A 19,405-nucleotide genomic window follows, 5' to 3' on the forward strand; every position below is an offset into this window, starting at 1 on the left:
ATCCCTCCAAAATTACCTTGTTGTAGTTTGCTGGTGCGATGAGCAAAACTTTACTTAAATTTAATTATACACAAAAAACACGTAAATCACAAGTTTTTTGTAAACTTTTTGACACATATGTGACTATAAAAGCTTATTTATCCTCGTTACGGTATTTTTCGGCCCAGCCTTCGATATTTTTCTGACGGGCACGTGCAATGCCCAGAGCATTTTCGGGTACTTCCTTGGTGATAGTGCTGCCTGCACCGATGTAGGTGTTGGCCTGTACGGTTACAGGTGCAACAAGGTTGGTGTTGCAGCCGACGAAGGCGTTGTCACCGATAACGGTGCGGTGCTTCTTCTTGCCGTCGTAGTTGACTGTGATGCAGCCGCAGCCCATGTTAACGCCGCTGCCGATATCGCTGTCGCCGATGTAGGTGAGGTGAGGCAGCTTGGTGCCTTCGCCTACGTTAGAGTTTTTAACCTCTACATAGTTGCCGATTTTAACGTGGTCGCTGATAACGGTGTCGGGACGCAGATGAACGTACGGACCGGCGGTAACGTGGTTTTTAACCTCGCAGTCATGGCCGTAGATGAATTGCAGATGGTTGTCGTCACCGATTTTTACATTAGTAAAGCGGGCGTTAGGACCGATTTCGCAGTCCTCGCCGATTTCAGTTGTACCTTCCAGCCAGGTGTAGGGATAAATAACGGTATCGCGGCCGATTTTTACGCTTGCTTCGATGAAGGTGCTGGCAGGATCCATAATGGTTACGCCTGCATCCATCAGCTTATCCAAAATGCGTTGGCGCATAACGCCTTCAGCAACGGAAAGCTGCTTGCGGGAGTTGATACCCATAACCATATCGCTGTCGGCAGTGGAAATACCGCCAACCTTAGCACCTGCTTCGTTGAGCTTTTGCAGTACGTCAGTCAGGTAATATTCGCCCTGCGCGTTGTCGTTAGTCAGGGTAGCCAGCACGTCAAACATTTGCGGGCATTCCATGCAGTAAATACCGGTGTTGATTTCCTTGATAGCTTTCTGTTCTTCGGTAGCATCCTTCTGCTCTACGATGCCCTGTACATTGCCGTCAGCATCGCGTACAATGCGGCCGTAGCCGAACGGATCGTCCATAATTGCCGTAAGTACGGTAGCAGCAGCGCCGCTTTCCTGATGTGCTTCGCAGAATTTTTTCAGCTCTTCGCCGTCCAGCAGCGGGGTGTCGCCGCACAGGATGAGCGCAGTGCCGTGGAAGTCCTTCAGGGTATCGGCAGTCTGCATTACAGCGTGGCCGGTGCCAAGCTGCTGGGCCTGCAGGGCGATGGTTCCCTGATTGCCTACCATTGCTTCTACCAGTTCTGCCTCATGGCCGACGATAACAACCTTTTTGTCTGCGCCGGCAGCGCTTGCAGCGTCAATTACGTGCTGCAACATGGGCTTGCCGCCTACCTTGTGCAGTACTTTGGGGTATTTGCTGCGCATTCTTGTGCCTTTGCCTGCGGCGAGGATTATTGCTACTAATTCTGACATGTGAGTTCTTCCTTTCCTGACTGTCTATAAGGCATCATCTGCGTCACAACGTTTCCTAGACGTACAAGTAGTACGCCGTCGTCACCGTCGTTTAGCATCTGATACCTTCCAAACAGCCTGACGTAGTTTATAGTTGATAAAAATTCGGTCTGCCCATAAGGCATCATCTAAAAATACCTTCTAGCCAGCCTTATGTATTCTATATTATTTATTTACTTCCAATGTTACTTTCTGCTGTTCTTCGTCTACGTTATGCAGGGTGAAGAAGGCAGTGTAATCTTCTACCAGCTTGCGGTCCGGTGCAGCGGTGGCGATTAAAAAGGCTTTGCCTACAACCTGAGCGCCGACTTCGTGAGCCAAAGCAATCATGCCTTTGGCGGTGCCACCGCCCTTCATAACATCATCCACAATCAGCACACGGCTGCCGGGCTGCAATGCGCGCTTGGGCATGGCCATGTTTTGGATAACCTTGGTGGAGCCGCTGACGTAATTGATGTTGACGGTGCTGCCTTCGGTAATATCACTGGTGTGACGGGCGATGACAAGAGGCACGTTAAATGCACGCGCAGTTTGCATAGCCAGCGGAATACCGCTTGTTTCAACCGTCATGATGCAGTCCGGTGCCAGCTCCTGCAGACGGAGCATGAAGATTTCACCCAGACGCACTACGGTTTCCGGATGGCAAAGAATATCGGTAGTATAAAGCATACCGCCGGGCAGGATGCGGTCCGGGGAGGTGAGGCGGGCAGCAAGCTCTTCCAAGAAGGCTGCGTCGTCCTCCGGCAGATGGCCGGGGATAAAGCGTACACCGCCGGCAGCGCCGGAAACGGTTTCTACCTTGCCGAGGCCGTAAAGCTCCAGTCCGGATTTTACGGCTAAAACATCCTCGCTGAGGGTGGATTTGGCGATAGCAAATTTTTTGCAGAAATATGAAAATGAAAACAGCCGATATGGATGATCGGCTAAAAGTTTACTTAACGCTGCTACGCGTTCAATTCTTTTGGCTTTTACCATATGTAAGCGTCCTCCTTGCAAGTTCTAAATCACTTGGTTTATCTATATCCATGCCGATACAGGCATGACGGGTGATGATGGCTTTGCAGCGCATTTCCAGAAGTGCGGAGGTGCGTGTTTCCGCATCGGCCACTGTCAGACGATGGCACAGGAGCTTTATCAAGAAGCCCCATCCGAGCCAGTTGCACAGCTTAAGCGGTGATTTGCGGCGGGCAAAGATTTCGCGTGCTTTTTGCTGGCCGCCGGGAATAATCTCTTTGGCCATCAGCATCATATTGCCGCCGGTAAAGATGCCGTCGCGCAACTTGCCGTAGGTACGCTTTGCATCGGGATAAGCACTCAGGCAGGCATCCTTGGGGATGATGGGATAATAAAGCTGGCTTTCGGGGAAGGCATTGCAGGCTGCAAGAAAGTCGCGTACTGCAAGGGAGGTCAGCAGCGGAATGTCGTCGCATACTCCTAGCAGCTTTTCGCTGGCATCAGGACCTAAGGCTTCGGAGGCAGCGACGGCTGTAGCCGGCAGGTCGCCTGCGGCTTCACACAGCAGAACGTCGGCCGGTAACGTACCCTCTAAAAGCGCCAAGGCTTCGGGGCGGGCAGCTACGACAATACGGCGGATGCGTCCGCTTCCCTGCAGGGCTGCAATGATATAGTCTATGAGGCGCTTATCGCCAAGCGGTGCCAGGCAGCGGTGTTCGGTGCCGGCATAGGACTTCAGCCAGGGACTGAGGCCGCCTGCTACAATAAAAGCATCTATATTAGCAGTTGTCATGCTTACGCCTTCTTCTGCGGCAGATGCTCGCTGAGGGAACGCATGAGGGTGTGCTCGGCGTTTTCCAGATGGATACGGGCTGCGTATTGCGCACGTTCTACATCATGTGCGGCAATTGCTTCTACCAGATTGCGATGTTCGTCCATGGTTTCCACTAAACGTCCCGGGTAGCTCATAGAACGGCCGCGGATAGTAGTCATCTGCTCGCGCAGGTTATTGATGATGCTGCGCAGACGCTCGTTGCGGCTGGCAGTGTATAACATATCATGGAAGGCAGTATCTACTTCGACGATTTTATCCATATCATTGTTGGCGATATGCTGGCCAATTTCGATAAGATAACCGTTAAGCTGTTCAAGCTCCTCATCCGTAATACGCTCGGCAGCCAGACCGGCAGCCAGAATATCAAGGCTGATACGGATTTCGTAAATTTCGGTGATATCTTTAATGGAAATATCGGCAACATAGGTACCGCGACGGGGAATCATAACTACAAAGCCTTCCAGCTCCAGCTTACGGATTGCTTCGCGCACGGGCGTACGGCTTACGCCCATTTCGTCAGCCAGCTGGATTTCCATGAGGCGTTCGCCGGGGCTGAAGGTGCCGTCAATAATAGCTTGACGGATATTTTCACAGACAAGCTCACGCAGAGGCTTGTAGCTGTCTAGTTTTATAGGCTGCAAATGTCCGGACATATTAGTTTCTCCTTCCGATAGTTGTCGTAATTGCTGTTTCTACATCAAAATCTGTCAGTGCCTGCTGTACGCGCTTGGCAGTTTCTTTGTCAGCAGTAAGGCCGAAGACGGTCGGGCCGCTGCCGCTCATAAGAGAATAGTAGGCGCCTGCTCCCAGCATAGCAGCCTTAATAGAGGCTATAACGGGGTGTGCCGGGATTGTAACTGTTTCTAAAACATTGCCCATATAGGGAACGATGGCTTTGCCGCCTTCGCGCAGATATGCTTCCAGCTGCCAGATGCAGGGTGCATGTACTACACGGCCGTGGTTAAAGTTCTTGTAAACCCAGGCGGTGGAAACCTCCAGTCCGCGGGGCTTGGCCAGTACCAGCCAGGTTTCGGGCATGTCCTCCAGCTTGATGAGGACTTCGCCGCGACCTGTTGCCAGCATGGTGCCGCCTTCGATGCAGAATGGGATATCGCTGCCCAACTGCGCAGCGAGCTGTTCCAGCTCATAATTTTCCAGGTTAAGCCCCCAGTAACGGTTCAGACCGCGCAAAACTGCTGCCGCATCACTGCTGCCACCTGCCAGTCCTGCCGCTAGAAAAATTTTTTTGTTCAAGGCGATGTGAACGTTCGGAATAATATCGCAGTGACCTGCGAGCAATGCGGCTGCTCTGTAGGCCAGGTTGTCAGGACCGCAACTGAGGTTGTGCAGATTGCAGCTGATCTGAATGCCGTTACCCTTGCTGATAACAACCTCGTCGCTCAGGCCGACGCTTTGCATAATCATACTTACCTCGTGGTAGCCGTCCTCACGCTTGCCGAGAATATCAAGTCCCAGATTTATTTTGGCATATGCCGTTTCTTTTATTTGCTTCATTATAAGTTCACCTGCCTAATGTTGTATACAGTATTATTTTATACTGCTTATGCCTGCATAGCAAGAATTTTTTTCGAACGTTCGGGATTTTGGCGAGAAAAATATTTAGTAGTTGCCTTTCTGCGTTAAAGTGTTACAATATATACATAAAAAACATATTCAGAATATTTTGCTTGCAAAGGAGAATTTTATGAATCCCGCTTTGAAGAAAAAAATTTACCATTATGCTATGGTGACCTTGGCCTGTGCGATTATGGGTATTGCCATGAATACCTTTTATATGCCTAATAAGATGCTCAGCGGCGGCATCGGCGGCGTTGCCGTACTTGCCTATTATGTTGCCGGCCTGCCGATGGGCGCTACCAGCTTAATCTGCAATGTGCCACTGTTCTTTTTAGCCTATAAGTATATGGACCGTGAATATACTATCAGCGCGCTGTATGGTATTATTGCTTTTTCTGTATCTTTGGATTTCTTTCATTTTCTGTCAAACTATACTGTAGTGCATGACAAGCTGCTGGCCTGCATTGCCGGCGGTGTGCTTTACGGCATCGGTGCCGCGTGCATGTACCGCGTGGGCGGCTCCAGCGGCGGTACGGATATTATCGGCGCTATTATCCAGAAAAATTATTCTATCTCTATTAGTACAACTGGTTTTGCCTTCAACATCTGCCTGCTGCTGGCCAGTGTTTCCTTATTCGGTATTGAGCCGGTGTTGTACACATTGCTTACCTTTTTTGTGATGACCAAAACCTGTAATGCGTTTACGACAGGCTTTGATTATAAAAAGAAGGTTATTATCATCAGCGAGCATCACGAGAAAATTGCGGAAGCGATTATTAAAATCGTTGGCCGCGGTGTTACCTATATCAGCGGCGAGGGCTGCTTTACGCATCGTCACCGCGAGCTGGTTTTCGTAGTCATCAAGCTGACACAGCTGGCGAAGGTACGCTCCATTGTGCGAGAGATTGACCCCAGTGCTTTTATGATTATCAGTGATGTTAACGATGTCTTCGGCCGTGGCTTTACGCTTAAGCCGTCCGGTCCTAACTTCCCCAGACCTAAATTTCCGGAGAAGCATGAATAAGATTATACTTTCTTCCCCTGCCTGTTCGCCGGCAGGGGATTTTCTTTTACTATAAATACGAAAATATTTTTATAATATTACAGACATGTACGTTTGAAAGTGCTATAATAGAAACAAAACAGATAGTAAAGGAGAAGAAAAAGTTGCAGCGTACTTATATTTCTATAGATTTAAAATCGTTTTATGCGTCGGTAGAATGTCGCGAGCGCGGACTTGATCCTCTGGATACTAATCTGGTAGTGGCAGATGAACGGCGGACGGATAAAACTATTTGTCTGGCGGTGACGCCTTCGCTGAAAAGCTATGGTATTCCGGGGCGCGGGCGCTTGTTTGAGGTGAAGCAGCGTGTGCAGCAGATAAATGCCGCACGGCGTTTTGCTGCTCCCGGCAGGCAGCTTTGCGGTTCGTCGTGCTCTTATGCGCAGCTGCAGAGCGAGCCGCAGCTGGCACTGGATTTTATTATTGCGCCGCCGCGTATGGCCTATTATATGGAATACAGCACGCGAATTTACGAAATTTATCTGCGTTATGTGGCGCCGGAGGATATCATCGTCTATTCTGTGGACGAGGTGTTTATGGATGTAACGCAATATTTTGAGCTTTACGGATTGTCGGCGCGGGAGCTGGCGATGCGGATTATTTTGGATGTTTTGCGCGAAACAGGTATTACCGCTACTGCAGGCATCGGCACTAATTTGTTTTTGGCGAAGGTGGCGATGGATGTGCGGGCGAAGCATATTGCGGCAGATGCCAACGGCGTGCGGATTGCGGAGCTGGACGAGCAGAGCTACCGGCGTGAGCTGTGGCAGCATCGGCCGCTGACGGATTTCTGGCGCGTCGGCCGTGGCTACGCGAGCAAGCTGGAGGCGCGGGGCATATATACTATGGGAGATATAGCGCGCTGCTCGGTATATAATGAAGAGCTGCTGTACCGTCTTTTCGGAAAAAATGCGGAGCTTTTGATTGACCACGCCTGGGGCTGGGAGCCTTGTACGATTGCCGATGTGAAGGGATACCGGCCGCAGGTCTGCAGCCTGAGCTCGGGGCAGGTGCTGCATCGTGCGTATGAATCGGCGGAGGCACTTTTGGTGCTGCGTGAGATGGCAGATGCGTTGGCGCTGGAGCTGGTGAGCAAGGCGCTGGTGACCGACCAGATAGTGCTTACGGTGGGCTATGATATCGACAATCTGAAGCAGGGCAGCAGCTACCAGGGTGTGGTGAAGATTGACTGTTACGGGCGCAGGGTGCCGCAGCATGCGCATGGCAGCTTTAATCTGGGGTGTTTTTCTTCATCATCTAAATTGCTGGTGCAGGCGGCAGCGGATTTGTATGAGCGCATTACGGACAGCAATCTTTTGGTGCGGAGGCTGACCTTGGCGGCGAATCATGTGCTTCCGGCGCAGGCTGCTGCCAAGAAGCAGGAACAGGAGCTGAGCTTGTTTAACTTTGGGAATGAGGCAGTGCAGCAGGCTGCATGGCAGCGCGAAAACAGATTGCAGCAGGCACAGCTGGAGATTAAGCGGCGCTTTGGCAAGAATTCCGTTTTGAAGGGCATGAGCCTGCTTGACGGGGCAACAGCAAAGGAGCGCAACGAACAGATAGGAGGTCACAAGGCATGAACGATAGTTATGAGGATATTATCAATTTGCCGCATCATGTATCAAAGCGGCACCGGCAGATGCCGCTGGCAGAGCGGGCAGCGCAGTTTGCACCCTTCGCAGCTTTGGAGGGACACGCTGTCGCTGTGCGCAGTACGGCGCAGCGGGTGCGCCTGCAGATGGATGAGCAGGAGAAGCAGCAGGCTGGCTGGGACTGCTGAAAGAGGTCATACAAAAAAGAAGCTGCGGCACATAGGTGCCTGTCAGCTTCTTTTTGCGTAAGGTATATGGTTATAATTTAGATTTTAGCCTTGCCGCTTAAATCTGCCAGCGTAAAGTTGAACAGCTTATCATAATTTCTGCGGATGGCAACCTGCGCTGTCAGGTCATGCAGATTATATACTACGGACCATTGCGTCATGCTGGTTGCTTCTTCGGTTTCCGGCTGGCTGACAAGGGAAAGCAGGGACATAGCTTCAAAGGGCGTAAAGATGCTCTTTTTAAACTTTACAGCAGAATCCAGTACAGCAAAGCGGTCATAGGCGTGTCCCAATCCATGCATTTTGGGTGCCAGATAATGGTTGGCAACATAATTGGTATCGATAACAGTCATATCATCAATAGTATATTCCAAAACAACGTTTTTTCCGTCTGCATCGCTGAGCAGAAAATGGAAGTTGGCAGTTTCCATAGATGAATTCATATCATATTTTTCCAATAATGCTAAAGCTTCGTCTACATTGGCTGCCTTATCAAGCATCAGGCGCAGAGCAGCTGTTGTTGTAATCTGAGGCTTGCCGGTGCGTTGGTGCGTAGGCTTGCCGTCCAGCTTCAGCACGCTGACAGCAAGGCCCTTTTCGTTCATACCGTCCATAATCAGGTATGGCATTGCTACTGCTGCCGATAAATCACTCTTGCCGTCGCTGAGGCTGCCGATATCGTAGCCTACCCAGCCTGCATCCGCTATACCGATAGAGCGATAGCCGTCCTTAGGAGCAGTACGTACCATTACGGCAGTCATTTTCATTTTATAGTCAAAGTTGCGTCCGTAGATAGGCTTGCCTTCTTCCGTGCGTCCGGCGAAGGCACTGCAGCCGGCGTCAATGGCGCCCGGAGCCGGTTTGGCTGCGCCGAGAAGCTCCCTGCCGACGAAGGCCAGCATGGTGTCAACGCTGTTGATATTCTGCTGCAGCATTTTGTCCAGCTTATAGTCTGCCGTATAATCCATTACGTACAAACGCCCGTTATCCAAATCTTTAATGGTAGAAATTGATGCCTTTTGCGCTTTGTCGGTTACAGAGGCAGCAGGATTTTTAGCCATGATGCTGCTGCAGGGACACATAATAAGTGTTGCCATAAGTAAAGCGGTGATTGTTTTCATGCCGGAACCTCCTCTTTGGTTTTCATAATAAAATGTTAAAAGCTGTAGCTCAGGCCGCCGTACCAACCGGAAAGCTTGTACAGACCGGTGCCGTCATCGTTTTTGATTTTCAAATCCAGAACACGGTAGCCGGCGTTGGCGCTGAGGTTTTTACAAGGACTGTATTTTACGCCGATATCAAGGTCGTAGGTGTGCCCGCGGCCGCCTAAGGGCAAGCCGGAAAGCTCGCTGTAAAGCTGCAGCCGGTGTGCCTCATCAAGGTAATGCTTGCCGCCGATGCCGAAGGCAGGGGCGAACTGGTTCAGCTGCTTAGCACACTTTTTATTAAGTACGGGACTGCTGAACTGCAACGCAGTATCGAAGCGGTAACAGCGCAGGCCTGCGAGCCAGTAGGCGGTGCCGTTTTCAGTTGTTTTGATGGGAGAAAGATAGTTAAAGGAAGCATAGTCCAAATTCAGCTTGGTGCGGCTGTCCGCCGGAATCAGGCTGCCTGGTGCCGGTATGTGGTGCGAAGCATAGCCTTTTTCGTGGATAGCGATGTAATCTACATACCAGTTTTTGCCGCTTAGCCTGTATTCGGGTGCATTACCGTTTTTAATGTTGAGCGTATCGCGGAAATTACTGTAAGCAGCAGGCACAATTCCGTGAGATGTAAATTTCAGTTTAGGTGCATAATAACGCAGCTCCAGCTGCAGATCATCATCTGCTGTCTGTGCGCTTGCCATAGCAGGCAGAAGCAGCAGAATTGTTGTGAAAAATGAGCTCTTGGACAGCATTCTCATCCCTCCCTTTCTTAAATTTAATTTAAGCAGAAAATGGACAAAAAAACTATAAATTTAACATAAATTTTCGCTTTGTTACGATAGAGGAGTTTACTTGACTTTTTTTAGAGCAGATTTACAGCAGACAGGAGCAAAGTGAAGTTAAAAAAGCCTTAACGGTGATTATTTCGGAAAAATCATCTGTAAAAAGTCTGCGATATGAGATAAATCCGTAAGAATTTTTAAAAGGCAACATCCGGAGAACCCAAACAACATATAAGTTATGCCAAAAGGATATATTCCCTTGATGATATTATGCTATAATAAATGGGAATAATTTGGGATAATTTTGCGGAAAAAAAGGTTTATTACAGCATTTTTGTAATAAAAGTAATTGACGCAAGTGTCAAAAATGTTATACTATATAAGGAACGAATAGTTTAGTGTTTTTCGTGTGCAAGGAATCAGGTTTCGGTGGAGAAAGAAATAAATGTTAAGTGCTTACGGTTTTCCCTTTCTGCTTGCCGCTTTGGTAAGCTATATATTGACCCCTTATATTAAAACATTAGCCTTTAAAATCGGCGCGATTGACAAGCCCGATAACCGCAAGGTGCATAAGAAGATTATGCCGCGTCTTGGCGGTTTGGCTATTTATATTGCCTTTATGATTGCCGCAGTGGCAAGCTTGGAGCTGACGAAGGATATTGTCGGCATTCTGCTTGGCGGCAGCGTGATTGCCATCGTAGGCGTACTGGATGACAAATATCAGCTGCCGGCAAAGGTCAAGCTGCTGGGGCAGATTTTTGCTGCCTGCGTACTTGTGGCCTTTGATATCCGTATCGAATGGCTGAACAATCCCTTCGGCGGCTATTTTTATCTTAACGAATGGTTTATTTCTATACCGCTGACAATTTTCTGGGTTATCAGCTTTACGAACGTTGTCAACCTGATTGACGGTCTGGACGGCCTGGCAGCAGGCGTATCCGCTATCGCTTCGATGACAGTCATTCTGGTTGCGGTTCAGATGGGTTATTACCATATAGCTGTAATGACTGCGGCTCTGGCCGGCGGCATTATCGGTTTTATCCGCTATAATTTTAATCCCGCTACTATTTTCATGGGCGATACAGGCAGTATGTTCATCGGCTATATGCTGGCAGCTATTTCGGTTTATGGCGCAGTCAAGACTGCTGCTACCGTAGCGCTGATTGTACCGGCGATTGCACTGGGCCTGCCGATTATGGATACAGCCTTTGCGATTATGCGCCGCTACAGCAACGGCCGTCCAATTTTCCAGCCCGATAAGGGACACTTGCATCACCGCCTGTTGGCGATGGGCATGAACCAGAAGCAGGCAGTTCTGCTGATGTATGCTATTACAGCCGTGCTCGGTATCGCAGCTGTGCTGTGGGCAGAGTTTGACGGCTTTTACGCCGCACTTATTATAGCGGTTATTATTACGGCAGTTGCCGTTGGTGCTAAGAAAATCGGTATTCTGAACGACAGATAAGGGGGAGGAAGAACCGTGGAGAAGATAAAGTTAATGACAGTTTTCGGCACTCGTCCGGAGGCTATCAAAATGTGCCCGCTGGTGCTGGCAATGCGTAAATATCCCAAATATATTCAGCCAATTGTGGCAGTTACCGCACAGCATCGCGAGATGCTTGATCAGGTACTGGATTTGTTTGGCATTACGCCTGATTATGATTTGAACATTATGTCGGCAGGTCAAACCCTGTATGATGTTACTACCCGCGCGCTGATGGGCCTGAAATCCGTTATGGAGGAAGCAAAGCCCGATATGGTGCTGGTGCATGGTGACACCTCGACTACCTTTGCCGGTGCTCTGGCTGCCTTTTATGCGCAGATTCCTGTAGGCCATGTGGAAGCAGGCCTGCGTACTGGTAATAAATATTCTCCTTACCCGGAGGAAATGAACCGCAAGCTGACCGGTGCGATTGCCGATATGCATTTTGCGCCTACCTCTACCAGCAAGGCTAACCTGCTGAAGGAAAACATCTGCCCCGAGCAGATTCTGGTAACAGGCAACACTGTTATCGATGCTCTGCAGACTACGGTGAAGGAAGGCTACCGCTTTGAGGACGAGGAGTTCAATAAGGTATTTGCCAGCGGTCATCGTCTGATTCTGATGACTACCCACCGCCGTGAAAACCTGGGCGAGCCTATGCGTCATGTTTACCGCGCTTTGAAGAGCGTGCTGGAAGCGCATCCCGATGTGGAAGCAATCTTCCCGGTACACAAAAACCCCAAGGTGCGTGAAATAGTGCGCGAGGAGCTGGGACATTTAGACAGAGTGCATCTGATTGAGCCTATGGAATATGAACCGTTTGCCAATCTGATGGCTAAGGTTGATATCGTGCTCACAGACAGCGGCGGAATTCAGGAGGAGGCTCCTGCCTTAGGCAAGCCGGTTCTGGTTCTGCGTGATACCACTGAGCGTCCGGAGGCTGTTGAAGCCGGTACGGTTAAGCTCGTAGGCACAGCTTATGATGATGTGCTGCGCGAAACCAATCTGCTTTTGGATGATGCCGAGCATTATCGCTCTATGGCGGAGGCTGCTAATCCTTACGGCGACGGCAAGGCCTGTGAACGCATTATTCATGCGATTTTAAGAAAAAATGGCTTTGATGTAGAAATTTTGCCGGAATTCGCGTCTAAAGCGTAGACAAACACTGTGAAAAATATTAAAATTAAAAGAGTAAATATGATTAATTTGTGAATTTATGCTAGGTTGTGGAATCATGCAACAATATAAGCCCGATCAGGAACATATCAGAATGTTGGAAGCTCTGGCTACAGTTTCTTCGCTGGCTTTTATGGCTGTGATTGATTTTATGCTGGCTTATTTTGGCGGTGACTGGCTCGACCGTCATCTGGAAACCGGTGACCATACAATGCGGGGTATCTGCATTGCTCTGGCAGTAATATCACTGATTATGACCTACTATAATCTTATTCAAAGAAGCATCTATTCAAGAAATGATGCCGGAAAAAAGAAAAAGCAGGATGAAAAATAATTTTGACTTAACGCCATTGGTCAGACAGGGCGGTACGCCTGTGATTATACGTACTGCGCTGTGTGTACTGGTTTTGGCGGTTATAACAAGGCTTGCAGGTCTTGATGAAATCTCTACCGGGTTGTTCCGCGGCATGGTCGTGGGTGCGCTGGACATGGTTATTATGTGCAGCGGTGCGCGTAAGGCTCTGGCATTTAAAGATGATCCTGAGCGCGGCGTGAAGCTTTTAAAGCGTTATCGCTACTACCGGATTTTTGCGGCAGGCAGCCTTTTTGTTGCGATGTTGAAGATGAAATACCATGTGTTTTATGTGGCCGTGGGCTTTCTTCTTACACATATATTCTATATTTTAAATTTAATATTTATCGCGTGCCAACTCCAAAAAGAAGAGGAACGTGAAGAAAGGAGTGTGAAAGATGGGAAATGAAGCTGCTGCTATGGCGCAAGAGGCTGAACAATCCAAAGAGATAATCCATTATCTTGCAACCAACACCTTTTTGGGTGAGGTTAATATGCAAACTATGTATATGACCTGGATTGCAATGGCTATCGTATTTGTTTTGTTTTTTGCTGCTTCCAGAAATCCGAAGTTAGTACCTTCCGGATTGCAGAATGTCATGGAGTTCTTTGTCGATTTTCTGAATGGTTTAATGGAAGACAATCTTGGTGGTGTGAAAGGCCGCAAATATATGGCACCTTTCATTATTACTCTCTTTATGTTTATCCTTGTATCCAATGAAATTGGCATGCTTCCTCAGGTCGGTGTTCACTGGACTTCTCCTACTAACGATATCAATACCTGCTTTGGTTTGTCCTTGTTAGTAGCTTTCAGTGCATATCTTGTTGGCGTTATGCAACAAGGTATCGGCCATTTCAAACATTTTGTCAGCCCCAGTCCGGCTTTCCTGCCGTTGCACCTTTTGGATGCAGTGACTAAACCGCTGACTATGGCCCTTCGTCTCTTTGGTAACATCCTGGCAGGCGAAATCCTGCTGATCGTTTTGTATCAGCTGGCTCCGTGGGTTGTCCCTGAACTGTGGGTAATGTTCTCCCTGTTCATCGGCTTTGTACAGGCCTTTATCTTTACTATCTTGGCTTTGGGCTCTTATGCTCTGGCTTTTGCCGGCCACGAAGAATAACTCTTTAACACAAAAATTTTATATTCTGAAAGGATGAAACAAATGTCTGAAAATGCAATCATTACTGCTGCATCCGTAATCGGTGCAGGTCTCGTTTGCCTGGGCGCTGCTATGGGTGCTGGCTTTGGTAACGGCAACATGTGCGGCAAATCTATCGAATCCATGGCTCGTCAACCGGAAGAGTCTGGTAAAATCTTCACCAACATGCTGGTTTGCGTAGGCTTGATCGAATCCATGCCTATTCTGTGCTATGTAATCGCTATCGTTCTGGTATTCGCTAACCCGTTCATTAAATAATTTTATTTTGCAAGATATTACAAAAGGAGCGTGCTATAATTGGTTAACTTCAACGCAACACTTATCGCGCAGATCCTGAACTTTTTGGTTTTAGTTATTGTTCTTGCAAAATTTGCTTACAAACCCTTATGCAACATTATGGATGAACGTAAGAATAAAATTGCAAGCGACCTGGAGTCTGCTGAAAAGGCTAAGACTGACGCAGAAGCAGTTAAAGCTGAATACGCTGCAAAGCTGGCTGAAGCTAAACAAGAAGCTCAAGCTATTGTTGATGCTGCTCGCAAAACTGCTCAGGCTGCACATGACAAGATCATGGCTGACACTAAAGCTGAACAAGATCAGGTTATTGCAACCGCTAAAGAAGCAATCGCACTGGAACAGAAGAAAGCTATGGACGAAGTTCGTGCACAAGTTATCAACCTGTCCATGATTGCTGCTAGCAAGATCGTAGAACAAAAGTTAGGTTCTGAAGAAGACAAACAAATGGCTAGCAAAATCGTTGATTCTATCATGAAATAATTTTGCTGCTTTCCCTAATAAGCCGGATATATGCCGCTGTAATGCGAAGCAGCAGGCTAAAAGCCGGTATTCGGAGGTGATTGGTACAACATGAAGACAGAAGAAAATATTGCTTTAATTAAGCAACAATTGTCCGACTTCAAAATTGATCTGGGCTCCATTAAAGAGCTGTTAGATGTAAACGTAACTACTGCCAAGAGATTATCTGCAGCAGAGTATCAATCCATTTCTGTAATCCTGACCGAGAAACTGGGCCGTGAGATTTTCCTGAACAAGAAAGTTGACCCGTCCATCCTCGGCGGCATCATCGTACAAGTTGGCGATAAGGTATTCGACGCTTCCGCACTGCGCAAGCTGAAGAAAATGGAAGTTGCTCTGAACGGCATTGACGTTCACGAGTACACCAAACCGGAAGCCCTGGGTGATGCTCTCAGCAACAAACTGGAGAATTACAATGTGGATGCTGATCTGGAAGAAGTTGGTATCGTAGAAAAAATCGGTGACGGCATCGCAACCGTTATCGGTATGAAAAACGCTATGGCTGGCGAATTAGTTGAACTGCCCCACAACGTATCCGGCATGGTTCTGAACCTGAACCCGGACAGCGTTGGTATCGTACTGATGGGCGGCGAGACCAAAATCAAAGAAGGCGACGTAGTTCGCCGTACCGGCCGCATCATGGAGGTTCCTGTTGGTGAAAACCTGCTGGGCCGTGTAGTTAGCGCTATCGGCGACCCGATCGACGGCAAAGGCGAAATCGCTGCTGCTGAACGTCGTCCGGTTGAATCTCCTGCACATGGTATCGCAGATCGTAAATCCGTTGATACCCCGCTGCAAACCGGTATTAAATGTATCGACGCACTTGTTCCTATCGGACGTGGTCAGCGCGAACTTATCATCGGCGACCGTGGTACCGGTAAGACTGCAGTTGCAATCGACACCATTATCAACCAAAAAGGTCTGGGCGTTATCTGCATTTATGTAGCTATCGGCCAAAAGGCTTCTAACATCGCTCGTATTGTTCGTACTCTGGAACAACACGGCGCTATGGAATACACCATCATCGTTGCTGCTACTGCTGCTGACTCCGCTCCGCTGCAATACCTGGCTCCGTACGCTGGCGTAACCATGGCTGAATACTTCATGGATCAGGGCAAAGACGTTCTGTGCGTATACGACGACCTGTCTAAACACGCTGTTGCATACCGTGCAATGTCCCTGCTGCTCCGTCGTCCTCCAGGACGTGAAGCATACCCTGGCGACGTATTCTATTTGCATTCCCGTCTGCTGGAACGCGCTGCTAAGCTGAACGATGAACTGAAGGGCGGTTCCATCACCGCACTGCCGATCATCGAAACCCTGGCAGGTGACGTAGGCGGCTTCATTCCGACCAACGTAATTTCTATTACCGACGGTCAGATCTTCCTTGAATCCGAGCTGTTCTACTCCGGTATCCGTCCGGCTATCAACTCCGGTCTGTCTGTATCCCGTGTAGGTGGTGCTGCTCAGATTAAAGCTATGAAGCAGGTTGCAGGTACTTTACGTCTGGATCTGGCTCAGTTCCGCGAGCTGGCAGCATTTGCTCAGTTTGCTTCTGACCTTGATAAAGCTACCAAAGCACAGCTGGACCGTGGTCAACGTCTGACCGAGGTTCTGAAACAAGGCCAATACAGCCCGTTGTCTGTTGAAAAACAGGTTATGGCTATTTACCTTGGCACCAAAGGCTATCTGGATGACGTAGCAGTTAAAGATGTAACTCGCTGCGAAAAAGAATTCCTGGACTTCATGGAAGCTAACCATCCGGAAGTTGGCGGAGATATCATCAAAACCAAGAAAATCACTGATGAGAACGAAGAAGCTCTGAAGAAAGCTATCGCCGAGTTCAAGGAAACCTTTGTTAGTGAAGGTAGGTGATTAACTAATGGCTACTGCACGCGAGATTCATCGCCACATGAAAAGCGTAGGTAACATTGGCAAGATCACGAAGGCTATGAAAATGGTTGCTGCTGCCCGCCTCAGAAGAGCGCAGGAAAAAGCTGCAGCAAGCCGTCCGTATGCTATCAAGATCAAAGAAGTGTTATCCAACGTTGTGAGCGATCCGAGCATCCTTGCAGGCTTAAGTGCCAAAAAACACCCGCTGCTTCAACATCGTGATGTTAAAAAAGTTGGTTATCTGGTGCTCGCCTCTGATAAAGGTCTGGCAGGCGCATATAGTTCCAACGCTTTGAAAAAAGCAGTTGCGGAGATTTCCGAATGTGAGCATGACGTAGTCATTATCACCAGCGGCCGTAAGGCTAGAGATTTCTTCCAACGTCGCGGCTATAAAGTGCTGAGTAGCCACTTCGGCTACTCCGACAGACCGTCTTACGCAAATGCGGTAGAAATTGCTCAGGATGCAATCAAACAATTTGCTGACGAGCATTTCGACGAGCTGCATGTTGTGTTTACACTATTCAAAACCGCTTTGTCCCAAATTCCTACCAGCGACAAGATTCTGCCGGTAGAGCCTCCTGTAAAGGAGAAAGGCAAAGCTAGCGCAAGCTTTATTTTCGAGCCTAGTGAAGACGAAACTCTGCAGGTACTTGCACCTAAGTATCTGGAAACCGTAGTTTACGCTGCACTGGTACAATCTGCTGCCAGTGAGTTGGGCTCTCGTATGACTGCTATGAGCTCTGCTACCGATAACGCAGGCAAGCTGGTACAAAACCTGGAGCTGTCCTATAACAAGGCTCGTCAGGCATCCATTACCCGCGAGCTGAACGAAATCGTTGGCGGCGTAGAAGCTCTGAAACAGGCACAAAACTAATTAGATATTTCGTAGGGAGGCTAAAACCTTGAATACAGGTAGAATCGTACAAGTTGTAGGCCCTGTTATCGACGTAGAGTTTCCTCCTAAAAGCATGCCTGCTATCCTCAACGCATTGCACATTGACGGCACCACCGATGAGGGTAAAGTAAAAATCCACCTGACCGCAGAAGTTATGCAACATATCGGCAATAACATTGTCCGCGCTGTTGCTATGAGCTCCACCGACGGTCTGGTTCGTGGCATGGAAGTTGTAGATACCGGCGCTCCTATCAGCGTTCCGGTAGGTCCTGGTGTACTGGGCCGTATCTTCAACGTTTTAGGTGAAACTGTAGACCATGATGACACTCCGGTTGAAGCAGCTGATCACTGGCCCATTCATAGACCGGCTCCGAGCTTTGACCAACAGGCTACAGCTACTAAAATTTTGGAAACCGGCATTAAAGTCGTTGACCTTATCGCTCCGTATGCAATGGGCGGTAAAATCGGTCTGTTCGGCGGTGCTGGCGTAGGTAAAACCGTTATTATTATGGAGCTTATCCATAACATTGCTACTGCACACGGCGGCTATTCCGTATTCGCAGGCGTTGGCGAACGTACTCGTGAAGGCAACGACCTGTGGGGCGAAATGAAAGAGTCTGGCGTTATCAACAAGACTGCTCTTGTATACGGCCAGATGAACGAGCCTCCTGGAGCACGTATGCGTGTTGGTCTGACCGGCCTGACCATGGCAGAATACTTCCGTGATGTTGGCGGCCAGGACGTACTGCTCTTTATCGATAACATTTTCCGTTTCATTCAGGCTGGTTCCGAAGTATCCGCATTGCTCGGCCGTATGCCTTCCGCAGTAGGTTACCAACCTACTCTGGCAAACGATATCGGCGCACTGCAAGAGCGTATTACCTCCACCAAGACCGGTTCTATCACATCCGTACAGGCTGTATATGTACCTGCGGATGACTTGACTGACCCGGCTCCGGCAGGCACCTTCGCTCACTTGGATGCAACCACCGTATTGTCTCGTCAAATCGCAGAGCTTGGTATTTATCCGGCAGTTGACCCGCTCGACTCCACCAGCCGTATCCTCGATCCGCTGGTAATCGGCGAAGAGCATTATCATGTTGCTCGTGGCGTACAGGCTATCCTGCAACGTTACAAAGAATTGCAAGATATCATCGCAATTCTGGGTATGGAAGAATTGAGCGAGGAAGACAAAGTAACTGTTGCTCGTGCTCGTAAGATTCAGAAGTTCCTCAGCCAGGCATTCTTCGTTGCTGAACAGTTCACCGGTACCCCCGGTCAATATGTTCCTCTGAAGGAAACCATCCGCGGCTTCAAAGAAATCCTCGAAGGCAAGCATGATGACCTGCCGGAAGGTGCTTTCTACATGGTTGGTACCATTGATGACGCTGTTGCCAAGGCTGCAACTATGAAGGATTAATAGATGGCTACTCCGTTTTCTTTTGAAATTGTCACGCCGGATAAGATGCTGTTCACTTCTGAAGAAGTAACTTATGTGGGTTTCCGTGCTTTGTCCGGTAATCTGGGCCTCAAAGCTAGACATATGCCTATCATTGCGACCATGGATATTGCGCCGATGAAGCTGGAGTTCACTGACGGCAGCGTTAAAGAATTTGCTGTTTGCGGCGGCTTTCTGGAAATGAAAGACAATAAATGCACCGTTTTGGCAACTATTGCCGAAGCTGATGCAGATATTGATACCGCTCGTGCAGCAGCAGCTAAAGAACGTGCAGAGCAACGTCTTGCTTCCAAGAGCGAAGACATTGATACTGTTCGTGCCGAAAACGCGCTGAAGAGAGCTGTTGCCCGCTTGCGTACTACTCACAAGCTGTAATAAGCATTGCGACAATGCCAAAAAAATTACCCCCCGTCCGTCAGGGCGGGGGTTTTTGTATTGTATACATT

Annotated in this window: 21 protein-coding genes; 14 read left to right on the forward strand and 7 right to left on the reverse strand. The window is 48.7% G+C overall.

From position 1 onward, the window contains the following. Positions 1–133: 133 nt before the first annotated feature. The 5 genes from glmU to ispE all read right to left on the reverse strand — a co-directional run bounded on the left by glmU (position 134) and on the right by ispE (position 4,853). Positions 134–1,510 carry a bifunctional UDP-N-acetylglucosamine diphosphorylase/glucosamine-1-phosphate N-acetyltransferase GlmU gene (gene glmU, locus HMPREF9443_RS02535; RefSeq protein WP_009144937.1) on the reverse strand — a complete coding sequence of 459 codons (1,377 nt, stop codon included), beginning with the start codon at positions 1,508–1,510 and terminating at the stop codon, positions 134–136. Positions 1,511–1,714: 204 nt separating this feature from the next. After that, on the reverse strand, positions 1,715–2,524 hold the full coding sequence (gene purR, locus HMPREF9443_RS02545; protein WP_009144939.1) for a pur operon repressor: 810 nt from the start codon (positions 2,522–2,524) through the stop codon (positions 1,715–1,717). After that, the gene (locus HMPREF9443_RS02550; RefSeq protein WP_009144940.1) at positions 2,502–3,296 is read right to left on the reverse strand and encodes an NTP transferase domain-containing protein; all 795 of its coding nucleotides are present in this window, start codon (positions 3,294–3,296) and stop codon (positions 2,502–2,504) included. Before HMPREF9443_RS02550 ends, purR begins: the two co-directional genes overlap by 23 nt. A 2-nt stretch (positions 3,297–3,298) precedes the next feature. Next, complete coding sequence (locus tag HMPREF9443_RS02555; RefSeq protein ID WP_009144941.1) at positions 3,299–3,991, reverse strand: GntR family transcriptional regulator; 693 nt, start codon at positions 3,989–3,991, stop codon at positions 3,299–3,301. Between the two features lies 1 nt (position 3,992). Beyond that, on the reverse strand, positions 3,993–4,853 hold the full coding sequence (ispE, locus tag HMPREF9443_RS02560; protein WP_009144942.1) for a 4-(cytidine 5'-diphospho)-2-C-methyl-D-erythritol kinase: 861 nt from the start codon (positions 4,851–4,853) through the stop codon (positions 3,993–3,995). A gap of 202 nt (positions 4,854–5,055) precedes the next feature. Between ispE and HMPREF9443_RS02565 the strand changes: the two genes are divergently transcribed. From HMPREF9443_RS02565 to HMPREF9443_RS02575, 3 genes are all read left to right on the forward strand, one after another. Beyond that, positions 5,056–5,940 carry a YitT family protein gene (locus tag HMPREF9443_RS02565; RefSeq protein ID WP_071585649.1) on the forward strand — a complete coding sequence of 295 codons (885 nt, stop codon included), beginning with the start codon at positions 5,056–5,058 and terminating at the stop codon, positions 5,938–5,940. 143 nt (positions 5,941–6,083) lie between these two features. After that, positions 6,084–7,559, forward strand: coding sequence for a Y-family DNA polymerase (locus HMPREF9443_RS02570; protein ID WP_040564829.1), 1,476 nt, complete (start codon positions 6,084–6,086; stop codon positions 7,557–7,559). After that, positions 7,556–7,759: a hypothetical protein gene (locus HMPREF9443_RS02575; protein ID WP_009144945.1), complete on the forward strand. Its 204-nt coding sequence runs from the start codon at positions 7,556–7,558 to the stop codon at positions 7,757–7,759. Before HMPREF9443_RS02570 ends, HMPREF9443_RS02575 begins: the two co-directional genes overlap by 4 nt. 77 nt (positions 7,760–7,836) lie before the next feature. On the opposite strand, the gene HMPREF9443_RS02580 is transcribed toward HMPREF9443_RS02575, so the two are convergent. Both HMPREF9443_RS02580 and HMPREF9443_RS02585 read right to left on the reverse strand, forming a co-directional pair. Further along, a complete protein-coding gene (locus HMPREF9443_RS02580; protein WP_009144946.1) occupies positions 7,837–8,919 on the reverse strand; it encodes a linear amide C-N hydrolase in 1,083 nt (360 codons plus the stop codon). 35 nt (positions 8,920–8,954) lie between these two features. After that, a complete protein-coding gene (locus HMPREF9443_RS02585) occupies positions 8,955–9,695 on the reverse strand; it encodes a porin family protein (protein WP_040564831.1) in 741 nt (246 codons plus the stop codon). Positions 9,696–10,170: 475 nt separating this feature from the next. Between HMPREF9443_RS02585 and HMPREF9443_RS02590 the strand changes: the two genes are divergently transcribed. From HMPREF9443_RS02590 to atpC, 11 genes are all read left to right on the forward strand, one after another. Continuing rightward, positions 10,171–11,190: a glycosyltransferase family 4 protein gene (locus HMPREF9443_RS02590; RefSeq protein ID WP_009144949.1), complete on the forward strand. Its 1,020-nt coding sequence runs from the start codon at positions 10,171–10,173 to the stop codon at positions 11,188–11,190. 15 nt (positions 11,191–11,205) lie between these two features. Further along, positions 11,206–12,366: a non-hydrolyzing UDP-N-acetylglucosamine 2-epimerase gene (wecB, locus tag HMPREF9443_RS02595; protein ID WP_009144950.1), complete on the forward strand. Its 1,161-nt coding sequence runs from the start codon at positions 11,206–11,208 to the stop codon at positions 12,364–12,366. Between the two features lie 76 nt (positions 12,367–12,442). Beyond that, entirely contained in the window at positions 12,443–12,718 is a 276-nt protein-coding gene (locus HMPREF9443_RS02600) for a hypothetical protein (RefSeq protein ID WP_148495312.1), read from the forward strand. Then, a complete protein-coding gene (locus tag HMPREF9443_RS02605) occupies positions 12,681–13,145 on the forward strand; it encodes a hypothetical protein (protein WP_187363680.1) in 465 nt (154 codons plus the stop codon). The genes HMPREF9443_RS02600 and HMPREF9443_RS02605 overlap by 38 nt, the downstream gene beginning before the upstream one ends. Further along, a complete protein-coding gene (gene atpB / locus HMPREF9443_RS02610) occupies positions 13,135–13,857 on the forward strand; it encodes a F0F1 ATP synthase subunit A (protein ID WP_009144953.1) in 723 nt (240 codons plus the stop codon). The genes HMPREF9443_RS02605 and atpB overlap by 11 nt, the downstream gene beginning before the upstream one ends. Before the next feature lie 33 nt (positions 13,858–13,890). Further along, the gene (gene atpE, locus HMPREF9443_RS02615) at positions 13,891–14,154 is read left to right on the forward strand and encodes a F0F1 ATP synthase subunit C (protein WP_009144954.1); all 264 of its coding nucleotides are present in this window, start codon (positions 13,891–13,893) and stop codon (positions 14,152–14,154) included. Positions 14,155–14,193: 39 nt separating this feature from the next. Continuing rightward, positions 14,194–14,673: a F0F1 ATP synthase subunit B gene (atpF, locus tag HMPREF9443_RS02620; RefSeq protein WP_009144955.1), complete on the forward strand. Its 480-nt coding sequence runs from the start codon at positions 14,194–14,196 to the stop codon at positions 14,671–14,673. 90 nt (positions 14,674–14,763) lie between these two features. Continuing rightward, a complete protein-coding gene (gene atpA / locus HMPREF9443_RS02625; protein WP_009144956.1) occupies positions 14,764–16,587 on the forward strand; it encodes a F0F1 ATP synthase subunit alpha in 1,824 nt (607 codons plus the stop codon). Positions 16,588–16,594: 7 nt separating this feature from the next. After that, the gene (atpG, locus tag HMPREF9443_RS02630) at positions 16,595–17,479 is read left to right on the forward strand and encodes an ATP synthase F1 subunit gamma (RefSeq protein ID WP_009144957.1); all 885 of its coding nucleotides are present in this window, start codon (positions 16,595–16,597) and stop codon (positions 17,477–17,479) included. Between the two features lie 28 nt (positions 17,480–17,507). Next, positions 17,508–18,920, forward strand: a complete 1,413-nt coding sequence (atpD, locus tag HMPREF9443_RS02635) for a F0F1 ATP synthase subunit beta (RefSeq protein ID WP_021719232.1) — start codon at positions 17,508–17,510, stop codon at positions 18,918–18,920. Positions 18,921–18,923: 3 nt separating this feature from the next. Next, positions 18,924–19,334 (forward strand): ATP synthase F1 subunit epsilon, encoded by a 411-nt coding sequence (atpC, locus tag HMPREF9443_RS02640; protein ID WP_009144959.1) that lies wholly within the window; start codon positions 18,924–18,926, stop codon positions 19,332–19,334. Positions 19,335–19,405 lie beyond the last annotated feature (71 nt).

This window comes from Phascolarctobacterium succinatutens YIT 12067 (genome assembly GCF_000188175.1).
Classification (GTDB): domain Bacteria; phylum Bacillota; class Negativicutes; order Acidaminococcales; family Acidaminococcaceae; genus Phascolarctobacterium_A; species Phascolarctobacterium_A succinatutens.